Raw genomic sequence first — 17,766 nt, forward strand, 5'->3', positions numbered from 1 at the left:
GATATTCGGTTAAACCGTTCGACTATCGTGCTGTGGCCCATCTGGTGTGTCAAGAGGGTGGCCGAACGGCAACAGGAATGATGCGGGGCGGTGAAACGGCCGTCTCACCGCCCCGGGGGAGGGGAGGTGATCAGCCGGCGGACGCGCGGATCTCGCGCACGGCCCGCAGGGCGTCGGCGGGCTCCATCCGTGTCCGGTAGTTCATCGTCACGTGCCGGGCCCGCACCACGCCGGAGGGGTCGAGCACGAACGTCGCGGGCACGGGAAGGCTCCAGCGGCCGTCGGGCTGCTGGCGGGCCAGCGCCGCCGCGGTGACGTCCAGCAGGTGCGGTTTGATCTCCTCGGGCAGCTCGAACCGCACCCGGTAGGCGGCCATGACCTCCTGGTCGGCGTCGGAGAGCACGTCGTAGGCCAGGTCGTGCCTCTCCTGCATCGACAGCGCGTCGTCGGGCAGCTGCGGGCTCACCGCCACCAGCCGTGCCCCCGCCTCACGGAACTCGGGCAGGGCCGCCTGGTAGGCGGCCAGCTCAAGGTTGCAGTACGGGCACCATGAACCGCGATAGAAGATCAGGACGACCGGTCCCTCGGCGAGCCGGTCGCGGAGCCGTACCTTGGCTCCCACCGCGTTGGGCAGCGTGAAGTCGGGCGCCTGCTCTCCGACCTTCACCCCGGGGACGAGGCCGGCGGCCTCGATCTCGGCGAACGCCTCGTTGATGGCGCGTTTGGCCTCCTCGGGCCGTTGGACCGATGCGGCCTTGGCCGCGAGGATCTCGTTGAGCGATTGCACCGGCGCCAACTCCTTGACCGTTATTCGGTTGCGATGTTCGTTTTTTGTGCACTTCGGTTACGTGCATCCTCGGAACCCGGTCGCGCCCCTGTCAAGACGTGAGGGTGTGCGCTAGGGTGAGCGATACCGATATATGGTGACAGTAACCGTTAATCGAACGCGGGTGAGGTGGTCAGGACATGGCTGAGCGGGAGCTGCTCACCGTTCCCATCGGGACGGCGGCCGCGGCCTCGGAGGTCTACTCGGGCGTGGCCCGGATGGCGGGAGTGCTGTGGTGCTCCCGGGTCCGCGCGAACCCCGGCCGGCGCGCCGACACCGCCGTGGTGGTGGTCCACCCCTCCTCCAACTTCCTCGGGCACTACGCGCTCGGGGCGTGGGCCGAGCGCGGGGTCGACGCGGTGGCCATGACGACCCGCTACCTCGGCAACGACTCGGTGCTGCTGCTGGAGAACTGCGTACTCGACATCGCCTCCGTCGTCGGCCACCTGCGCGCCGAGGGGTACGAGAAGGTCGTCCTCGTCGGCAACTCCGGCGGCGGCGGGCTCGTCGCCCTCTACCAGGAGCAGGCGCGCAACGCCACCATCACCTCCGCGCCCTACGGCGGCGGCCCCGACCTGACCAAGGCCCACCTGCCGCCCGCCGACGCCCTGGTCATGCTGATGGCCCACCCCGGCCGGGCCAACCTTCTCGTCGAATGGCTCGACCCCGCGGTACGCGACGAGGACGACCCCTTCGACCGCGACCCCGAACTCGACATGTTCGCCGCGCACAACGGCCCGCCGTACCGGGAGGAGTGGCTGGCCCGCTACCGCGAGGCGCAGCGGGCGCGCAACGAGCGGATCACCGACGCGGTCGTCGCCCGGCTCGACGCGCTCACCGAGCGCGCCGGAGGCAGGGTCACCGACCTGCCCATCAGGATCCACGCCACCTGCGCCGACCCGCGTAACGTGGACCTGTCCATCGACCCGTCCGACCGCGCGCCGGGCACCCTGTGGGGGGAGCCCTACGAGGCGAACCTGCGGCCCACCACCCTCGGCCACCTGACCAGCCTGCGCTCATGGCTGTCGCAGTGGTCCATCCGCACCTCCAACGGCGACGGCCCCGCCCGGCTCGCCACCGTGGACGTCCCCGTGCACGTCATCTACGGCACCGCCGACCAGGCGTGCTTCCCCTCCCACGCCCGCCAGCTGTACGAGGCGGTGCCGCACGACAACAAGACACTCACCGCGGTGGAGGGCGGCCGTCACTACCTCAACGGCCAGCCCGAGCTCACCGCGGTCATGGCCGACGCCCTGATCGGCTGGATTGGAAAGGTCCTGTGAACCGTCCGACGATCGCCGACCTGAGCACGGCCTGGGTGCGCGTCCCGCTCGGCGCGGGACGCGGCGGCTCCGGCGCCACCCGGGTCGACCTGCTCCACGTCACCCTCACCGACGACGAGGGCGCCACGGGCACCGGCTTCACCTACGCGCTGACCGGCGGCGCCGAAGCCCTGTACGCCCTGCTCACCGGCCTGGTCAAGGAGATGGCCGAGGGCACCCCCCTCGACGCCTGGCCGCGCCGCTGGCACGAGATCACCGCCGCGACCCGCAGGCTGGGCAGGGGCGTCGCGCTGCCCGCGCTTTCGGCCGCCGACATCGCCGTGTGGGACCTGCGCGCCCGCCGCGCCGAGCTGCCCCTCTACCGTTACATCGGCGCGCACACCGACACCGTCCCGGTGTACGGCAGCGGCCGCTCAACCCACGCGATGACGGTGGACGAGCTGATCGAGGGCTCCCGCCGGTACGTCGCCGAAGGTTACGACGCGGTGAAGCTGCGCGTGGGCGCCCGCCGCGCCGAGGAGGACGTGGCGCGGGTGCGCGCCGTACGCGAGGCGCTCGGCGACGACCTGCGGATCATGGTCGACTGCAACGAGCGGCTCGACCTGCCCACCGCGGTGTGGCTCGGCCGCCGCCTCGACGACCTCGGCGTCTACTGGATCGAGGAGCCGCTGCCCTCCGACGACCTGGCGGGGCACGCCCAGCTCGCCGCCCGTCAGGGCGTCCCCGTCGCGGTCGGCGAGCACCTGCACGGCCGGCACGAGTTCGCGAACTACCTGCGCGAGGGCGCCGCGTCCGTGCTCCAGCCCGACGTGCCGCTGTGCGGGGGCGTCACCGAATGGCTGCGGATCAGCGCGGTGGCCGAGGTGTTCGGCGCCGTGCTCACCCCCCACTTCCTGCCGGAGCTGCACATCAACCTGGCGGCGGCCGTACCCAACTGCGCCTACGTCGAGCACTTCCCGCTGATCGACGAGGTGCTCGCCGAGACCCTGCCGGTCAGCGGTGGTGTGGCGGCTCCGCCGGACCGCCCCGGCCACGGGATGTTGTGGGACGGCGCCGCGCTGGACCGCCTCCGGCACGCCTGACGAACCACCACGACAAGAAGGAGCACACCGTGTCCAAGCCATTCGCCTCCACCGGCGACACCGAGGAGAAGCCCGAGATCCTGGAGGTCCTCGCCGACGGCGTGTACGCCCTGACCACGGGCGGCGACCCGAACGTGGGCGCCATCGAGGGCGAGGACTTCCTGGTCTGTTTCGAGGCCCGTGCCACCCCCGTGATGGCCAGGCGCTGGCTCGCGCAGCTGCGTCAGCACACCGACAAGCCGGTCAGGTACCTGGTCCTGTCGCACTACCACGCGGTACGTGTGCTCGGTGCCGCCGGGTTCGACGCGCAGGAGATCATCACGCACACCGAGACCAGGCGGCTCATCGTCGAGCGCGGCAAGGAGGACTGGGACGTCGAGTTCGGCCGGATGCCGAGGCTGTTCGCCGGTCACGAGACCATCCCCGGCCTGACCTGGCCGACCCTCACCTTCGACGACCACATGTCGATCGAACTGGGCGGCGACCGCGGCACCGTCGAACTGGCCTGGGCGGGCAACGCGCACACCTCCGGTGACATCTACGCCTACGTGCCCAAGTCGAAGGTCCTTTTCGCGGGTGACCTGGTGGAGAACGGCTCGGCCGTCTACACCGGCGACGCCTACCACCGGGAGTGGATGACCACCACGCTCGACCGGGTCAAGGCCCTCGACGTGGAGATCCTGGTGGGCGGACGCGGCGAGATCGCCCATGACCGTGCCGCCTCCCAGCGTGCCGTCGAGCTGACCCGTGACTTCCTCAGCACGCTGATGACCGCCGTGGAGAAGGTCAAGGAGGGCGGCGGCACGGTCGAACAGGCGTACGTGGCGGCCCGCGAGGCCCTGCTGCCCGTATACGGCGGCATGCCGGTCTTCGAGCACGCCATGGTCTTCGACACCTGGCGCGCCTGGGAGGAGCTCGACGGACAGGCCCCCGGCATCTGGACCCCGGAGCGTGACCGCCAGGTCTGGGACCGCCTCACGGGCTGAGCGCCGCCCGGCCGGTCGGACTCCGGCACCCCGTCCGGTCACGACCTGGGACGTGGCCCGTGAGGGTGCCGGTACGTCCGGCCTCAGGAGACGGCGGTCCGCCGCGGACCCGGCCGAGTCCGCGGCGGAGCACGTGGACCGCCGTCTGAAGGAGCACACCGCGTGGCCGGGTTCCGGAGGTTTCAGGAGGCGACGGCGGGTAGGGGCGGAGCCGGTTGAGGCGATCAAGAAAGCCGATCGCCGGGTGTCCGCCAGGGCCCGTTCCTGAGACCGAGGAGACGAACATGCCCCAGAACGTCATCGAGCTGATCATGGCCGACCACCGCGACGTCGAGACGATCTTCGAGAGGCTGAGGAGCCAGCCGGAGAACCGGCCCGCCCTGGTGGCGGAGCTGGCCGCGAAGTTCGTCGCGCACGCCCGAGCCGAGGAGACCAGGGTCTACCCCGAACTGGCCGAGGCAGATCCCGGTGAGCGCGGCGAGGTCCGCCACGGGATCGGGGAACACCACGAGGCCGAGGAGCTCCTGGCCGCCCTCATGGAGGCCGACCCCGACCGGCCGGAGTTCACGACCGCGCTGGAGCGGCTGGTCAAGGCGGTCGAGCACCACGTCGAGGAGGAGGAGAGCGACATCCTCCCCGCCATGGCCAAGGCCCTCTCCGCCGACAGGCTGGCCGCGATGGGCCGGGCCTTCAGCCAGGCCAAGGCCGAGGAACTCGCCAAGCCGCCCAGGCCGAAGGGCCGCACCAAGGAGGAACTGGTCGAACAGGCCAGGAAGAAGGGCGTCGAGGGCTACGGCTCCATGACCAAGGACGAACTGCTCGCCGTCCTCGGAGGCTGAGGCGTCGGCGAACGGTCCGTGCCCCCTACGGCTTCCCGACGGCCGCGGGCCGTACGGCGCGCGGCCGTCCTCGTGGGTCCGGTCCCGGGAGGCCGCCTCAGGGGGTGAGCTGGAGGAAGTGGGAGAGCACGAGCCCGGCGGCGCCGAGGAGGGTGGAGTCGTCGTGCAGGGCGGAGAACGCGATCTGCGGCTGGCTGCCCGGATGGGCGGCGGTGCGCTGACGTACCTGCCGCTCGATCTTGCCGCGCAGCGCCTCGCCGCCCGCGACCACGTCGCCGTGCAGGATGAACAGGCCGGGGGCGAGGATCTGCTGGATGTTCGTGATGCCGACGGCGAGGTTGTCGACGTACCGGTCGAACAGCTGCGCCGCCCCGGGGTGGCCCTTGGCGGCGAGGCGGGTCAGCGGCCCGACCGTCAACGTGGGCGCCGAGGGCAGATTGAGCCGGGCCGCCTCCTCGCGTAACCAGCGGTGTGTGGCGATGGTCTCCCAGCAGCCGCGCTGACCGCAGTGGCAGGGGAGGCCGTCGACCTGCACGATGCTGTGCCCGATCTCGCCGCCCGCGCCGCCGGGCCCGCGGTGCACCGAACCGTTCAGCACCAGTCCCACGCCGAGCGCCTCTCCGGCGTAGAGCGAGGCGAAGGTGGACAGGCCGCGTCCCTGCCCGAACCAGCGGTCACCGAGAGCCTGGACGCGCGGGTGCAGGTCGACGTAGACGGGCAGGCCGGTGCGGTCGGCGATGAGCGGGCCGAGCGGCAGGCCCGCCAGACCGGGAGCCAGGTTGACCTGCACGATGGTGCCGCTGTCGGTGTTGACCATGCCGCCGACCGCGATGCCCACGCCGAGGGCGGCCGGCCGGTTCGGGGCGAACAGCTCCTCCAGCGCGTCGGCGACCGCGCCGACGACCAGGCCGGTGTCGTGGGTGTCCGCCGGATACTCGCGTCTCGCCGTGGTCAGGATCGTGCCGCCCGCGCTGACGAGCGCGGTCTCGACGTGTCCGGGCAGCAGGTGGACGGCGGCGATGGGAGGGCTGTTGGGAGAGAACCACAGCGGGCGCGACGGTTTGCCGCCGGCCGCGCTGCTGGGCTGGGGGTCGCCCTCGGCCAGCATTTCGCTGTCGATCATCGGCTGCACGATGGAGCCGATCGTCGCCCGGCTGACCTCGGTGAGCCGGGCCAGGTCGGCGCGGGACAGCGGGCCGACGTCGTAGAGCGCCTGCAGCACCCGGGCGCGGTTCACCTGGCTGACCGTGTTCGGGGAGATCAGCGGTGAGTAAGGCCGGGGCGGCGGAGCAGGTGTCTCCGGGCGCGTCCAATCCGACGGCACGCTACAGCCCCTCTCGATCCAGACGGAATACCCAATGCGGCGCGCCCAGGCAGGGCGTGGTCGTGCGTGATCTTTCCCCCGCCTCAATATACGGCTCGCGCCGGTGGCCGTTGTGACACGTGATCGCTGGCATGTGCTCCTCCTCCGGGCGCGGGTTCAGCCGACGAGCGGGAAGGATCGGGACAGCACCAGACCGGCTGCGCCGAGCAGGGTGGTGCGGTCATGAGCAGGGCCGAAGGTGATCTGCGGTCCGGCCGCCGACCGCGCGGGAAGGCGGCTGCGTGCCTGCCGCTCGACGCGGCCGCGCAGCGCCTCGCCACCGGCGGTCACGTCGCCGTGCAGGATGAACAGGCCCGGGGCGAGGATCTGCTGCAGGTTCACCACACCGAGGGCGATGTTGTGGGCGTAACGCTCGAACAACTCCCTGGCGTCGGCGTCGCCCGCGGCCGACAGGCCGGCCAGCAGCGCCGTGGTCATCGCCCGCGCGGCCGGTAGGCGCAGCCGGGCGGCCTCTTCGCGCAGCCAGTCGCGTGTGGCGACGGTCTCCCAGCAGCCGCGCTGGCCGCATCGGCAGGTTCGTCCACGGATGTCCACGACGGTGTGCCCGACCTCGCCGCCGGCCCCGGCGGGTCCGCAGTGGATGGCGCCGTTGAGGAACAGGCCCGCGCCGATCGCCTCACCGATGTAGATGGAGGCGAAGGACTGTTCGCCTCGGCCTGGACCGGACCAGCGGTCGCCTATGGCCTGGGCCCGGGGGTGCAGATCGAGGTGGACCGGCAGGCCGATCCGCTCGGAGACCAGAGGGCCGAGCGGAAGGCCGGAGAGCTCCGGCATCAGGTTGCAGGCGACGATGGTTCCGCTGGTCGACTCGACGATGCCGCCGACCGCGATGCCCACGCCGAGGGCCCGGGCCGTGCTTCCCGCGAGGACCGCGTTGAGCTGGTCGACCACGCAGTCGACCACCGTGGCGGCGGGGGCGGTGGCCCGGAAGCGCCCGCTGGCGACGGCCAGGATCCCGCCGTCCGCCCTCACCAGCGCGGCCTCCACCCAGCCGGGCACCAGGTGCACCGCGGCCAGGGGCGGGCTGTCCGGAGCGAACCACAGCGGACGGGCAGGCTTGCCGCCGGGGGCGGCGCCGCGTTGTGGTTCGCCCTCCACGAGCAGCCCTCCCTCAAGGAGGGGCTGCACGATCGATCCGATGGTGGCCCGGCTGACTCCGGTCAACCGGGCCAGATCGGCCCGGGACAGCGGACCGAGGTCGTGAAGCGCCTGCAGTACCCGGCCCTGGTTGACGCGCCCGGCCTTGACCGCGGTCATCAGGACGGTCGGCTGCCCGAACCGGGGGGTCTCGCTAGGTGGCCACACCGCACTACCGCTCTCACTAGGTATGTACGGGATTCTGACATACCGGTTCGGGTGAGGGCGACATGGATCCGTAACTCAAACGATCTACCTGATGTGTTGACACCTAAACCATCTAATACGGCAGACCGAAACCTATTGACAGGGGTGGGTATGTAGTTACCCTTAACTAACCTCGCGACTCTGATCCACCCCCGGCGAGGTAGAGCTTCAAGCAGGAAACGGTGTGACATGAGAGTAAGGCGCAGGGCTCAGCTGTTCTCGCTGGTGAGTGCGTGCACGGTGCTGGCAGCCACGGGTTGTGCGGCGGGTGGCCCCTCCGCCTCAGGGGCCGCCCTCGACCAGGCGAGCTGCGACAAGATCACGAGTGGGGCGGCGGCCGGCGCCGGCGCGTCGCCGAAGCGGCCGGGCGGAGACGGCCGGAGCCTCCACGTCCAGCAGGCGTCGCTCAGAACCGGGCTGCCCAAGACCGCGGCGAGCGGCAAGACCATCAACTTCGTCGGCGGCGCCTACACCGGGACCACCGAGGCGTACTGGAAGGACCTCGCGGGCAAGTTCGAGGCGGCCAACCCGGGATACAAGGTCAACATCCGGATCATCGACTGGAACAACATCGACCAGCAGGTCAGCACGATGATCCAGACCAAGCAGTATCCGGACGTCCTCAACCAGAACAAGTTCTCCGGATGGGCCGCGAACGGACTGCTCCAGCCGATCGACTCACTGGTCTCCCCGGAGGTCGGGAACGACTTCATCCCGTCGTTCAAGGAGAACAGCTTCTACAAGGGCAGCCAGTACGGCCTGCCTCTGATCGCCAGCACCCGCGCGCTGTTCTACAACAAGGACATCTTCGCCAAGGCCGGGATCGACAAGCCCCCGGCCACCTGGGCCGAGTTGGTGGCCGCGGCGCAGAAGATCAAGGCGGCCGGGTACACCGGGTACGGCCTGCCGCTGGGCGGCGAGGAGAACCAGGGCGAGTGGTCCCTGTGGATGTGGTCCAACGGCGGCGACTGGAAGTCGAACGACCAGTGGAGCGTCAGCAGCGATCGGAACGTCGAGAGCCTGAACTTCCTCAGCTGCCTCGCCAACGTCTACCAGGTGACACAGCCGAACCCGGGTCAGACGAACCGCACCGACGGGGTCTTCCGGCCGTTCGCCAACGGCCAGACGGGCATGATCATGGGTGCGAGCTTCGCCCCCAGCCTGTTCAAGCAGTGGAACTCCACCGTCGACTACGGCATCGCCCCCATCCCGGTGAACAAGGGCACCAAGCCGTTCACCCTGGGGGTGCAGGACTATCTGGTGTCGTTCAAGAACCCGGGCAACACGGAGGCCGTGTCGAAGTTCCTGAACTTCTTCTACCAGACCGACAACTACGTGCGCTTCCTGACGAGCCAGGGCTTCCTGCCTACCACAAAGACGGCGTCCGCCGCCCTGAAGGACGAGCCCGATTTCGCGCCGTACCTGGATCTGCTGCCGATCGCGAAGTTCTACCCGTCGACCGACCCCGGCTTCCCGAAGGCGCAGGGCACCCTTGAGGCGCAGCTCGGCACCGCGCTGACCCCCGGTGCGGACACCAAGTCGGTTCTGGACCAGGTCCAGACCGCGGCGACGCAGGGCAACGGCGGCTGAGCCGTGACACCGAGGATGCGGCACCGCACATGGCGGTCGCTGGCCTGGATCTCGCCGAGCGTTCTGCTCATCATCGCGGTGATCACGCTGCCCGCACTGCGCATGGTGTGGACGTCGCTGCAGCTCACCGACGAGACCGGGGTGAGCCACGGGTTCGCCGGGCTGGCCAACTACCGCCGCCTGCTCGCCGAACCGGCGCTGGTCAACGTCCTGAGCAACACGGTGGTGTGGGTGCTGCTCGTGGTCGGCGTGTCCATCGTCGCCGCGCTCGGCCTGGCACAGCTGCTGAACAAGCGGTTCTTCGGGCGGCGCCTGGTGCGCTGGGCGCTGATCGTGCCGTGGGCGACCTCGCTGGTGATGACCTCGACGGTGTGGCGGTACATGCTCGAAGGCGGCAACGGGATCGTCAACCGGTTCCTGATGGACCTCGGCGTGATCGGCGCGCCGATCGGCTGGTACCAGGATCCCCGGTACGCCTTCTGGTCGGTGGTCGGGGTGGGAATCGTGGTGACCATCCCGTTCACCACCTATGTTCTGCTGGCCGGGTTGCAGGCGATCGATCCGCAGGTGTACGAGGCCGGAAAGCTGGACGGCGCGGGGCCGTGGAAGACATACCGATACATCACCCTGCCGCTGCTCCGCCCGGCCCTGGTGATCGCCACGATCCTGGTCACCATCTACGTGTTCAACTCGTTCCCGGTGATCTGGGTCATCACCGGGAGCAACCCGGGGAACTTCTCGGACATCACCCTCACCTGGGCGTACAAGATCGCTTTCCGGCAGCAGCTGAACACCGGGGAGGGAGCCGCGCTTTCGGTGTTCAACGTCCTGATACTCATCGTCGTGGTGCTGCTGTACCTGCGTGCGGTCAACGGTGACAAGGAACGGCAGACGTGGCTGGGCCGCGCCTGGGCGGCGCTGACCGAGCGGCTGGGCCGGCGATGGAGCCGGCGGCCTCCGGCGGGCCCCGTCCCGGTGGTGGCGCCCGGCCGGGCGGACCGGGGGGTGTGGCGGCGGGTGCGCCCGGTGGCGCTGCCGCTTGCCGGGCTGGTCGTCGCGGCGTTCTTCCTGGCCCCGTACGCGGTGATGTTCCTGGCCTCGTTCAAGGACGGCGCCGACCTCTACGCGGTGCCCGCCACCTACCTGCCGCAGCACTGGGAGTGGAGCAACTGGGTGAAGGTGTGGGACGTGCTGCCGCTCACCATGTTGCTGCGCAACAGCCTGATCATCGCGGCCGCCTCGACCGCGCTGGTCATGGTGATCGCGGTGCCGGCCGCGTACTACACCGCTCGCAACCGGTTCACCGGCAGGACCGGTTTCCTGAACCTTGTGCTGATCACGCAGGTCCTCGCCCCGGTCGCCCTGGTCGTCGGCATCTACCAGGAGGTCGTCTACGTCGACGGGGTCAACCAGTACTGGGCGATCGTCGTGGTCAACGCGGCGTTCAACCTCGCCTTCGTCACCTGGATCATGAACGGTCAGTTCGCCGGCGTCGACTTCGCGATCGAGGAGGCGGCCATGATGGAGGGGCTCGGGCCGATGCGCCGGATGCTGCGCATCATGCTGCCGGTGGTGCGCCCGGGGCTGGTGACCGCGCTGGTCTTCACCTTCATCCAGGTGTGGAACGAGTTCGTCATCTCGCTGACCGTCTTCAACGACCCGACCCATGAGCGGGTCACCCTGCCGGTCGGCATCCAGCAACTGGTCGGCCTCAACCAGACCAACTACCAATACCTCTTCGTCGCCTCGCTGATAGCGACGGTGCCCGTCGTGGTGCTGTTCATCACCGTCGAGCGGCATCTGGTGGGAGGACTGACCGCGGGGAGCGTCAAATGATCGAACTGACCGCCGGGGCCGCCGCCGTCCGGGTGGACCCCGAAGACGGCGGCCGCCTGACCTCCCTGCGAGTGGGCGACGCGGAGCTGCTGGGCGCCGGTGGCGCGGGCCCCGCCGGCCTGGACCGGATCATGTACGGCAGTTTCCTGATGGCGCCGTTCGTCGGCCGGTTGGAAGGGGCCCGGTTCACCTTCGCCGGGCGGGAGTGGACGGTACCGGCGAACCTCGCCCCGCACGCCCTGCACGGTCTCGTCTTCGACCGCCCCTGGACCGTCGACGGCACCGCGACCCTCGGAGCGGCCGTCGGCGCGGCCATCGGCATCGAGCTGGACGGGCGATGGCCGTTCGGCGGCGCCGTACGGCAGGAGTTCGAGCTGACGCCGGACGCGCTGACGGTACGCGCCACGGTGACCAACGAACGCCGCGCCATGCCGGCGATCGTCGGTTTCCACCCGTGGTTCGCGCGCAGGATCGACGGCGGGCCGGAGCTCGCCTACCGCTTCGAACCCGGTCTGCGCTATGTCTGTGACGAGGACGGCATCCCGCGGCATCTGTCCGCCTCCACCGGCCCGCGGCCGTGGGACGACTCCTTCACCGCCGTCGCGAGCCCGCCGGTCCTTCGCTGGCCCACGTTTGACCTGACCGTCGCCAGCGCGGCCGGTCACTGGATCGTCTGTGAGACCAAAGCCGACGCCGTCTGCGTCGAACCACTGTCCGGGCCGGTCAACGGCCTGAACACCGACCACTACCAGATCGTCGAGCCCGGAGCACCGTTGCGTTTCTCGATGACGCTGCACTGGACCGCACGACAGCCAACCGACAGGAAGACGACATGACCGTCTTGGATTCGTTCTCGTTGCAGGGCAAGGTGGCCGTGGTCACCGGAGCCAGCCGTGGCATCGGCCGGGCCCTGGCCCAGGCACTGGGTGAGGCGGGGGCGGCGGTCGCGGTGACCGCCCGCACCGTCGAGGCCGCCGAGCGAGCGGCCGGTGAGCTCCAGGCGTCCGGGATCACCGCGTTGCCCGTCGGTCTTGAGGTGACCGATCCGGTCCAGGTCGATCGGATGGTCGAGCTGGTCGGCGAGCGGCTCGGCCCGATCGACGTACTGGTCAACAACGCCGGCATCAGCATCGGCCGGGCGGCTCTGGACACCCCCGACGAGCTCTGGCGCGAGGTGCTGGCCACCAACCTGGACGGGGTCTGGTACTGCAGCAAGGCGGTCGGCGCGCGGATGGCCGAGCGGGGCGGCGGGAGCATCGTCAACATCGGCTCCATGTCGGCCATGATCGTCAACCGGCCCCGGTGGCAGCCCGCGTATCTGGCCTCCAAGGCGGCGGTGCACCAGCTGACCAAGGCCCTGGCCGCCGAGTGGGCACCGTACGGGATACGGGTCAACGCGCTCGCCCCCGGTTACATCCTCACCGAGGCGTCCCCCGTGGACCAGCCGGAGTACCGCGAATGGTGCGTCGAGCCCGCCGCGATGAAGCGGTACGGCCTGCCTGAGGAACTCGGCCCGGCGGTGGTCTTCCTGGCAGGCCAGGCCTCCAGCTTCATGACGGGCTCGGTGGTGGTGATCGACGGCGGATTCACCCTCTTCTAGGAGCGGCGGAGGCTTTCCAGGAGCGGCGCAAGCGAGCGGACAACGAGCGGCATGGCGCAGGCGGCGCCGGGGACTCGGATCCGGGAGCCACGGGCGCCGCGTACGCCCCCGGCGGCGCGGTGTCACCGCGACGGAAGACGCAGGGCGAACGTCGTGCGGACGCCCGGCACGCTGGCGACCGTGGCCGTGCCGCCGTGCGCCTCGGCCAGGTTGCGCACGATGGCCAGTCCGAGCCCGCTGCCGCCGGTCTGGCGGTTACGGGACTTCTCCGCCCGCCAGAACCGGTCGAAGACATGGGGGAGGTGCTCGGCGCCGATCCCGATCCCCGTGTCGGTCACCTCGACGACGACCTGGTCGCCGTCCTGACGGGCGCCCAGCGTGATGTGCCCGCCACGTGGGGTGTAGCGCAGGGAGTTGGTCACCAGGTTGCCGACGGCCTGGCGGAGCCGTACCGGATCCGCGGTCAGCGGGGGGTCGCCGGTGACCGTCGTGGTCAGCGTGAGCCCGGCGGCCTCGGCCCGGCCACGGTGGGCGGTGGCCACCTGGTCGAGAAGGTCGCCGAGGTGGACGGGTTCGACGTGCAGACGGAGTTTGCCCGCGTCGGCGAGGGCGAGCTCCTGGAGGTCGTCGACGATGTGCTGCAACAGCAGGGTCTCCTCGACCAGTGAGGCGATCAGCGCGGGGTCCAGCTCGGCGACGCCGTCCTGGGCGGCCTCCAGCCAGCCTCTGAGGTTGCTCAGCGGTGTGCGCAACTCGTGGGAGACGTCGCTGACCATGGCCTTGCGCTGCTCCTCCATGAGCTGGAGGTGCTCCGACATCTCGTTGAACGCCGTGGCGAGCTCGCTGATCTCGCCGGTGGTCCTGACCGTGACGCGGGCGGAGCTGTCCCCGTCGCGCATCCGCTGCGCGGCGTGGGTGAGCGCGTTGACCGGTCTGACCAGGCGTCTGGCCGCCATGACGCTCACGCCCACGGTCAGCACGAGCACGAGGAGGGCGGCACCGGCGATCGAGGGCAGCGGGATGCGCTGGCCGGAGCCCTCGGCGGGGGAGCCGATGTACAGGTACGCCGCGGGGGCGACGTAGGGATCGAGCTGTTGCCTGCGGGCGGTGACGATGCAGGAGGAGATCGTCTGGTCGGGTTCGGCGGCCGGCCGTCTCTCCTGGGAGACCCAGGTGAGGTCGAGGCCGACCGAGCCCCTTTCCTCGCTCTTGCCCTTGAGACACCTGCCGACCAGGAGGTTGAGCTGTTTCAGCGCGGTCTTCTCGCTGCGCGTCGGCCTGCTGAGGGCGGTGGCGTCGCAGGGGCCCATCACGGTGGGAGCCTCGGTCGGGGCCGGTCTCGGCGCCGGGGTCGGCTCCCGACCGCCCCCCTGGCCGAGCGGCGTGACGACGGGCCTGCCGGAGTTCGAGACGTCCACCCGTACGGCCTGCCCGGTGCGGCCCGCGCAGGCGGCGTAGGTGTCGGCGGCCTTCCTCAGCCGGGCGCGATCACGGGCCGACAGCAGGAAAGGACCCACCGCGCGTGGGTCGATACGGTCCTTGGCCGCCTCCGGTACCAGGGTCACGTCCACGGCCAGCGGGTCGACGACGGCCGAGACCCTGGCGGGCAGCGCGGTCCCGGTGGCCGCCGAGTCCGCGATGAGGGCGCCGTTCTCGGTGACCAGCGCGATACGGCGGTTGTTCTGGGCGGCGAGGTCGCGCAGGGTCGTGGCGACGCCCGACCAGTCCGAGTGACGGGAGGCGTAACCGAGAAGGCTGTTGTTGATCCGGGCGTCGCTGGCCAGCGTCTGGCCCTGCTCCTGCCGGATGGCGCCGGAGGTGCTGCTGGCGGCCAGCCACGCGGTCGCCGTGATCGAGCAGACCGCGACGACGGCGGAACTCGTGAGCAACCTGGCGAACAACGACCTCATGCGCGGGTCAGTTTGTAGCCGACGCCGTACACGGTCAGCAGCCGGACCGGGCGGCGCGGGTCAGGCTCGATCTTCTTGCGCAGGTTCATCACGTGCACGTCGACCGTGCGTTCGGTGATGAACCTGTCGAAGCCGTGGATGCGCTCAAGCAGCTGCTTCCTGGTGAACACCCGCTCCGGCTCGGCGGCCAGCGTCTCGATGATCCGGAACTCGACGGGTGTGCAGTCCACCGGTGTGTCCGCCGAGGTGACGACGTGCCTGACCGGGTCCACGAGGAGGTCGCCCGCCTGGAACACCTGCCGGTCGGCGCCGTGGGACCTCCCGGTGCGGCGCAGCAGGGTCCGCACGCGGGCCATCAGCTCACGCGGGCTGTACGGCTTGGCGACGTAGTCGTCGGCGCCGAGGTCGAGTCCCAGCAGCAGGTCGTCCTCGGTCGACCTGGCGGTCAGCATCAGGATCGGCAGGTCGGACTCGGCACGCAGCACCCGGCAGACGTCCAGCCCGTCGACCTTCGGCATCATCACGTCGAGCACCACGAGGCCGGGATCCGTCCGCCGTGCCTCGTCGATGGCGGAACGACCGTCGTGCACGACGAGGACCTCGTGGCCCTCCTGCTCCAGATACCGGCTGAGCAGTTCGGCCTGCTTGGGGTCGTCCTCGGCGACCAGCACGTACGCGCACATGGGCCGAGGTTATGCCCCTGCCGGGGGTGCATATGGGATTCGCATGACAACCAAACAGGTTTCACACATTCTCTCGCCAAGCTGCGGCAGGTGAGAACCAACCTGCTTCGCACGGCCGCCGCGGCGGCACTCGCCTTCCTGCTGACCGGCTGCGCGGGCGACACGAGCAGCGCCGTACGGCCGGAAACGGCGAGCGGAGTGAACCGTGCCACACGGTCCGAGCCGATGGGCGACGTGAGCCGTGCCACACGGCCCGGACCGGCGGGCGGTGTCAGCTCGAAGATCGCGAGCGTCAGGGGATCCCGGATCACGGTCTACGGAGCCAAGGAGGGGGCGCGGACGAGGACGATCACGAGCCCCAACGACTACGGCGCGACGCGTGTATTCCTGGTGGAACGTGACGAGGGCGAGTGGCTCCAGGTACTGCTGCCGATCCGGCCGAACGGCAGCAAGGGCTGGATCAAGGCCGCCGACGTGACGCTCGCGGAGACCGCCCACCGGGTGGAGATCGATCGCGGGGCGTTCGGGTTCACGGTCTACGACGGGGACAGGGCCGTCAGGACGGGCAGGGTCGCGACGGGCGAAGCGGGCACACCGACGCCGCCGGGCCGGTACTTCCTCACCGAGCTGGTGAGGCCCGTCGACCAGGACGGGGCCTACGGCGCCTACGCCTTCGGGCTGAGCGGCTTCTCACCGGTGCTGAGGAGCTTCGCGGGCGGCCCGGGGCAGCTCGCGATCCACGGGACGAACAAGCCTTCGGCCATCGGTACGCGGGCCAGTCACGGCTGCGTCCGGGTCAGCGACGACGACATCACCTGGATGGCGAAGAACCTGGCGATCGGTACTCCGGTCGTCGTACGGGGCTGAGGCCCGACTCGAAATGAACAGGGGAAACCTATGAAGATCAAAGCCATGCTCGTCGGCATCGGCGCGGCGCTGGCCCTGACCGCGGGTCTCGGGGGCCTCGCGGGCACGGCCGCGGCCGACCAGAAGCCGTCCGTCACGTCCGCCCCGGCACCGGCCAAGGAGCGGCCCACGTCCGCCCCGGTACCGGCCGAGGACCGGCCCACGGCGGCTCCGGCGCCCGCCGACGAACGGCCCTCGGTCAGGAAGGCCGGTCCGCAGGAGCCCGTCGTCGTCAGGCCGTCCTACACCGGCTGACCGAAGCGCGGCGCCGCGGCCACCGGGCCGGCGGCGCCGCGCCCCGGCGTCCGCGGGTCCCGCCGCTGACCCGGCGGCGCCGCCGTACCCTCCCCGGCAGGCCCGACGCGGGCCCTCGCCGTCCGGTCGCGCCCCGTCGGCATGCAACTTTTCTCCAGGAATGCGCGTCTCACCCTTATGGGATTGTTGTTTCGCGGCACCGCTGCAGTCGTCGCCCTCTTCGTCGCCGCGGAGCCGGCCGTCGCCCACGCCGTGGCGCCGGCCGGACAGTGGAGTGTCGTCCACGACGACCGCCGCGCCTCCTACGACGCGGTGACGGTGACGCCGGGCGGGGCGGTCTGGGTCGCCGGGACGAGAGGCTCGGAGCAGCTCCTGCTGAAGGGCGGCCGGTCCGCCTTCAAACGTGTCACCGGGCCGGGCTTCCGGGTGAAGCGGCTGGCGTCGGCCTCCGACACCAGGGTCTGGGCGTTCGGCGCGTCGCGATACGCCCGGTGGGACGGCAGGCGCTGGCAGGTCAGGCCGTGGAGCCACGGCCGGGTGGACCGGGCCTACTCCATCGGGGAGAACCTGTGGGTCGTCGAGAACGCCAACGTGTTCCCGAAGGCCGGCGCCGCCGGGTGGAAGGCGCGGTCCACACTGCGGCGCCTGGCCGGGTCGGTGTGGCGTGAGGTCCCCACGCCGATCGTGGTCAAGGGACTCGACGGCTCGTGGGCGGCGGGCTCGGCGCGGGGCACGGCGGCTCTGGCCCACTGGACCGGTAAGGCCTGGCGCGCGGTCGAGCTTCCTGCGCTCCCGACCGCGCGTCCGGGTCAGATCTCGGAGCTGACGGATGTCGCGATGGACGGCGAGACCGGCCGGGTGATGGCCGTCGGCTGGGCCGCCTGGCCGTGCGGCGGTGCGAAGTTCTGCGGGGAGACCCTGCTGCTGTCCGGCTACCCGGGCAGCTGGAACTTCGAGGTCCGTGGCGAACCGGGCATCCAGCCGCGCGCCCAGGCCGAGCCCGACGGCAGAGGCGGGGCCTGGGTCGTCTACGACGACAAGGGCGGAGGCAGCGCGTTCCTGCACATCGGCGTCGACGGCGTCGAGCCGGGCGTCTTCCCGGCGCCGCCGAACCGGAACGCGTCCGTCCGCGACCTCGCGATCCAGCTGGAGAGCGGCGGTTCCGGCTGGGCGGTCGGCGCGGCGCCCTCCGGCCGTGACGGCCTGATCTGGGCCTACCGCCGCTGAGCTTCTCGTACCGGC

At 70.7% G+C, this 17,766-nt stretch carries 16 protein-coding genes; 11 read left to right on the forward strand and 5 right to left on the reverse strand.

Annotation, left to right across the window (positions count from 1 at the left end; all coding sequences use genetic code 11):
• Positions 1 to 130: 130 nt before the first annotated feature.
• Positions 131 to 787 carry a peroxiredoxin-like family protein gene (locus tag ABT340_RS18240; protein ID WP_352011922.1) on the reverse strand — a complete coding sequence of 219 codons (657 nt, stop codon included), beginning with the start codon at positions 785 to 787 and terminating at the stop codon, positions 131 to 133.
• A 179-nt stretch (positions 788 to 966) separates the two neighbouring features.
• On the opposite strand from ABT340_RS18240, the gene ABT340_RS18245 reads away from it, so the two are divergent.
• The 4 genes from ABT340_RS18245 (at position 967) to ABT340_RS18260 (ending at position 5,016) form a co-directional block, all read left to right on the forward strand.
• On the forward strand, positions 967 to 2,109 hold the full coding sequence (locus tag ABT340_RS18245) for an alpha/beta fold hydrolase (protein ID WP_352011923.1): 1,143 nt from the start codon (positions 967 to 969) through the stop codon (positions 2,107 to 2,109).
• Positions 2,106 to 3,191: a mandelate racemase/muconate lactonizing enzyme family protein gene (locus tag ABT340_RS18250; protein WP_352011924.1), complete on the forward strand. Its 1,086-nt coding sequence runs from the start codon at positions 2,106 to 2,108 to the stop codon at positions 3,189 to 3,191. Before ABT340_RS18245 ends, ABT340_RS18250 begins: the two co-directional genes overlap by 4 nt.
• A gap of 29 nt (positions 3,192 to 3,220) precedes the next feature.
• Entirely contained in the window at positions 3,221 to 4,177 is a 957-nt protein-coding gene (locus tag ABT340_RS18255; RefSeq protein ID WP_352011925.1) for an MBL fold metallo-hydrolase, read from the forward strand.
• Positions 4,178 to 4,461: 284 nt separating this feature from the next.
• Positions 4,462 to 5,016, forward strand: coding sequence for a hemerythrin domain-containing protein (locus tag ABT340_RS18260; protein ID WP_352011926.1), 555 nt, complete (start codon positions 4,462 to 4,464; stop codon positions 5,014 to 5,016).
• Positions 5,017 to 5,113: 97 nt separating this feature from the next.
• Here ABT340_RS18260 and ABT340_RS18265 read toward each other — a convergent pair whose 3' ends face one another.
• Both ABT340_RS18265 and ABT340_RS18270 read right to left on the reverse strand, forming a co-directional pair.
• Positions 5,114 to 6,253, reverse strand: a complete 1,140-nt coding sequence (locus ABT340_RS18265; protein WP_352011927.1) for an ROK family protein — start codon at positions 6,251 to 6,253, stop codon at positions 5,114 to 5,116.
• Between the two features lie 243 nt (positions 6,254 to 6,496).
• Positions 6,497 to 7,657: an ROK family protein gene (locus tag ABT340_RS18270; RefSeq protein ID WP_352011928.1), complete on the reverse strand. Its 1,161-nt coding sequence runs from the start codon at positions 7,655 to 7,657 to the stop codon at positions 6,497 to 6,499.
• 276 nt (positions 7,658 to 7,933) lie between these two features.
• On the opposite strand from ABT340_RS18270, the gene ABT340_RS18275 reads away from it, so the two are divergent.
• From ABT340_RS18275 to ABT340_RS18290, 4 genes are read left to right on the forward strand one after another with little or no spacing between them, the layout of a single operon-like run.
• Positions 7,934 to 9,334, forward strand: coding sequence for an extracellular solute-binding protein (locus ABT340_RS18275; protein WP_352011929.1), 1,401 nt, complete (start codon positions 7,934 to 7,936; stop codon positions 9,332 to 9,334).
• 15 nt (positions 9,335 to 9,349) lie between these two features.
• Positions 9,350 to 11,170 carry an ABC transporter permease gene (locus tag ABT340_RS18280; protein ID WP_352011930.1) on the forward strand — a complete coding sequence of 607 codons (1,821 nt, stop codon included), beginning with the start codon at positions 9,350 to 9,352 and terminating at the stop codon, positions 11,168 to 11,170.
• Complete coding sequence (locus ABT340_RS18285; RefSeq protein ID WP_352011931.1) at positions 11,167 to 12,006, forward strand: aldose 1-epimerase; 840 nt, start codon at positions 11,167 to 11,169, stop codon at positions 12,004 to 12,006. The genes ABT340_RS18280 and ABT340_RS18285 overlap by 4 nt, the downstream gene beginning before the upstream one ends.
• Positions 12,003 to 12,770, forward strand: coding sequence for an SDR family NAD(P)-dependent oxidoreductase (locus ABT340_RS18290; RefSeq protein WP_352011932.1), 768 nt, complete (start codon positions 12,003 to 12,005; stop codon positions 12,768 to 12,770). Before ABT340_RS18285 ends, ABT340_RS18290 begins: the two co-directional genes overlap by 4 nt.
• A 122-nt stretch (positions 12,771 to 12,892) precedes the next feature.
• Here ABT340_RS18290 and ABT340_RS18295 read toward each other — a convergent pair whose 3' ends face one another.
• Both ABT340_RS18295 and ABT340_RS18300 read right to left on the reverse strand, forming a co-directional pair.
• Complete coding sequence (locus tag ABT340_RS18295) at positions 12,893 to 14,680, reverse strand: sensor histidine kinase (RefSeq protein WP_352011933.1); 1,788 nt, start codon at positions 14,678 to 14,680, stop codon at positions 12,893 to 12,895.
• The gene (locus ABT340_RS18300; protein WP_352011934.1) at positions 14,677 to 15,363 is read right to left on the reverse strand and encodes a response regulator; all 687 of its coding nucleotides are present in this window, start codon (positions 15,361 to 15,363) and stop codon (positions 14,677 to 14,679) included. The genes ABT340_RS18295 and ABT340_RS18300 overlap by 4 nt, the downstream gene beginning before the upstream one ends.
• A 90-nt stretch (positions 15,364 to 15,453) precedes the next feature.
• Between ABT340_RS18300 and ABT340_RS18305 the strand changes: the two genes are divergently transcribed.
• The 3 genes from ABT340_RS18305 to ABT340_RS18315 all read left to right on the forward strand — a co-directional run bounded on the left by ABT340_RS18305 (position 15,454) and on the right by ABT340_RS18315 (position 17,751).
• Positions 15,454 to 16,230 carry a L,D-transpeptidase gene (locus ABT340_RS18305; RefSeq protein WP_352011935.1) on the forward strand — a complete coding sequence of 259 codons (777 nt, stop codon included), beginning with the start codon at positions 15,454 to 15,456 and terminating at the stop codon, positions 16,228 to 16,230.
• A 30-nt stretch (positions 16,231 to 16,260) separates the two neighbouring features.
• Positions 16,261 to 16,524 carry a hypothetical protein gene (locus tag ABT340_RS18310; RefSeq protein WP_352011936.1) on the forward strand — a complete coding sequence of 88 codons (264 nt, stop codon included), beginning with the start codon at positions 16,261 to 16,263 and terminating at the stop codon, positions 16,522 to 16,524.
• Between the two features lie 183 nt (positions 16,525 to 16,707).
• Complete coding sequence (locus tag ABT340_RS18315) at positions 16,708 to 17,751, forward strand: hypothetical protein (protein WP_352011937.1); 1,044 nt, start codon at positions 16,708 to 16,710, stop codon at positions 17,749 to 17,751.
• The last annotated feature ends 15 nt before the right edge of the window (positions 17,752 to 17,766 follow it).

It is taken from the genome of Streptosporangium sp. NPDC000239 (assembly GCF_040300765.1).
In the GTDB taxonomy this organism is placed as follows: Bacteria; Actinomycetota; Actinomycetes; order Streptosporangiales; family Streptosporangiaceae; genus Streptosporangium.

Excerpts from the sequence above, each read along its gene's own strand:
- ABT340_RS18245 (WP_352011923.1), top strand. The coding sequence starts at position 967 with ATGGCTGAGCGGGAGCTGCTCACCGTTCCCATCGGGACGGCGGCCGCG.
- ABT340_RS18260 (WP_352011926.1), top strand. The coding sequence starts at position 4,462 with ATGCCCCAGAACGTCATCGAGCTGATCATGGCCGACCACCGCGACGTC.
- ABT340_RS18270 (WP_352011928.1), bottom strand. The coding sequence starts at position 7,657 with ATGACCGCGGTCAAGGCCGGGCGCGTCAACCAGGGCCGGGTACTGCAG.
- ABT340_RS18275 (WP_352011929.1), top strand. The coding sequence starts at position 7,934 with ATGAGAGTAAGGCGCAGGGCTCAGCTGTTCTCGCTGGTGAGTGCGTGC.
- ABT340_RS18280 (WP_352011930.1), top strand. The coding sequence starts at position 9,350 with ATGCGGCACCGCACATGGCGGTCGCTGGCCTGGATCTCGCCGAGCGTT.
- ABT340_RS18285 (WP_352011931.1), top strand. The coding sequence starts at position 11,167 with ATGATCGAACTGACCGCCGGGGCCGCCGCCGTCCGGGTGGACCCCGAA.
- ABT340_RS18290 (WP_352011932.1), top strand. The coding sequence starts at position 12,003 with ATGACCGTCTTGGATTCGTTCTCGTTGCAGGGCAAGGTGGCCGTGGTC.
- ABT340_RS18295 (WP_352011933.1), bottom strand. The coding sequence starts at position 14,680 with ATGAGGTCGTTGTTCGCCAGGTTGCTCACGAGTTCCGCCGTCGTCGCG.
- ABT340_RS18300 (WP_352011934.1), bottom strand. The coding sequence starts at position 15,363 with ATGTGCGCGTACGTGCTGGTCGCCGAGGACGACCCCAAGCAGGCCGAA.
- ABT340_RS18310 (WP_352011936.1), top strand. The coding sequence starts at position 16,261 with ATGAAGATCAAAGCCATGCTCGTCGGCATCGGCGCGGCGCTGGCCCTG.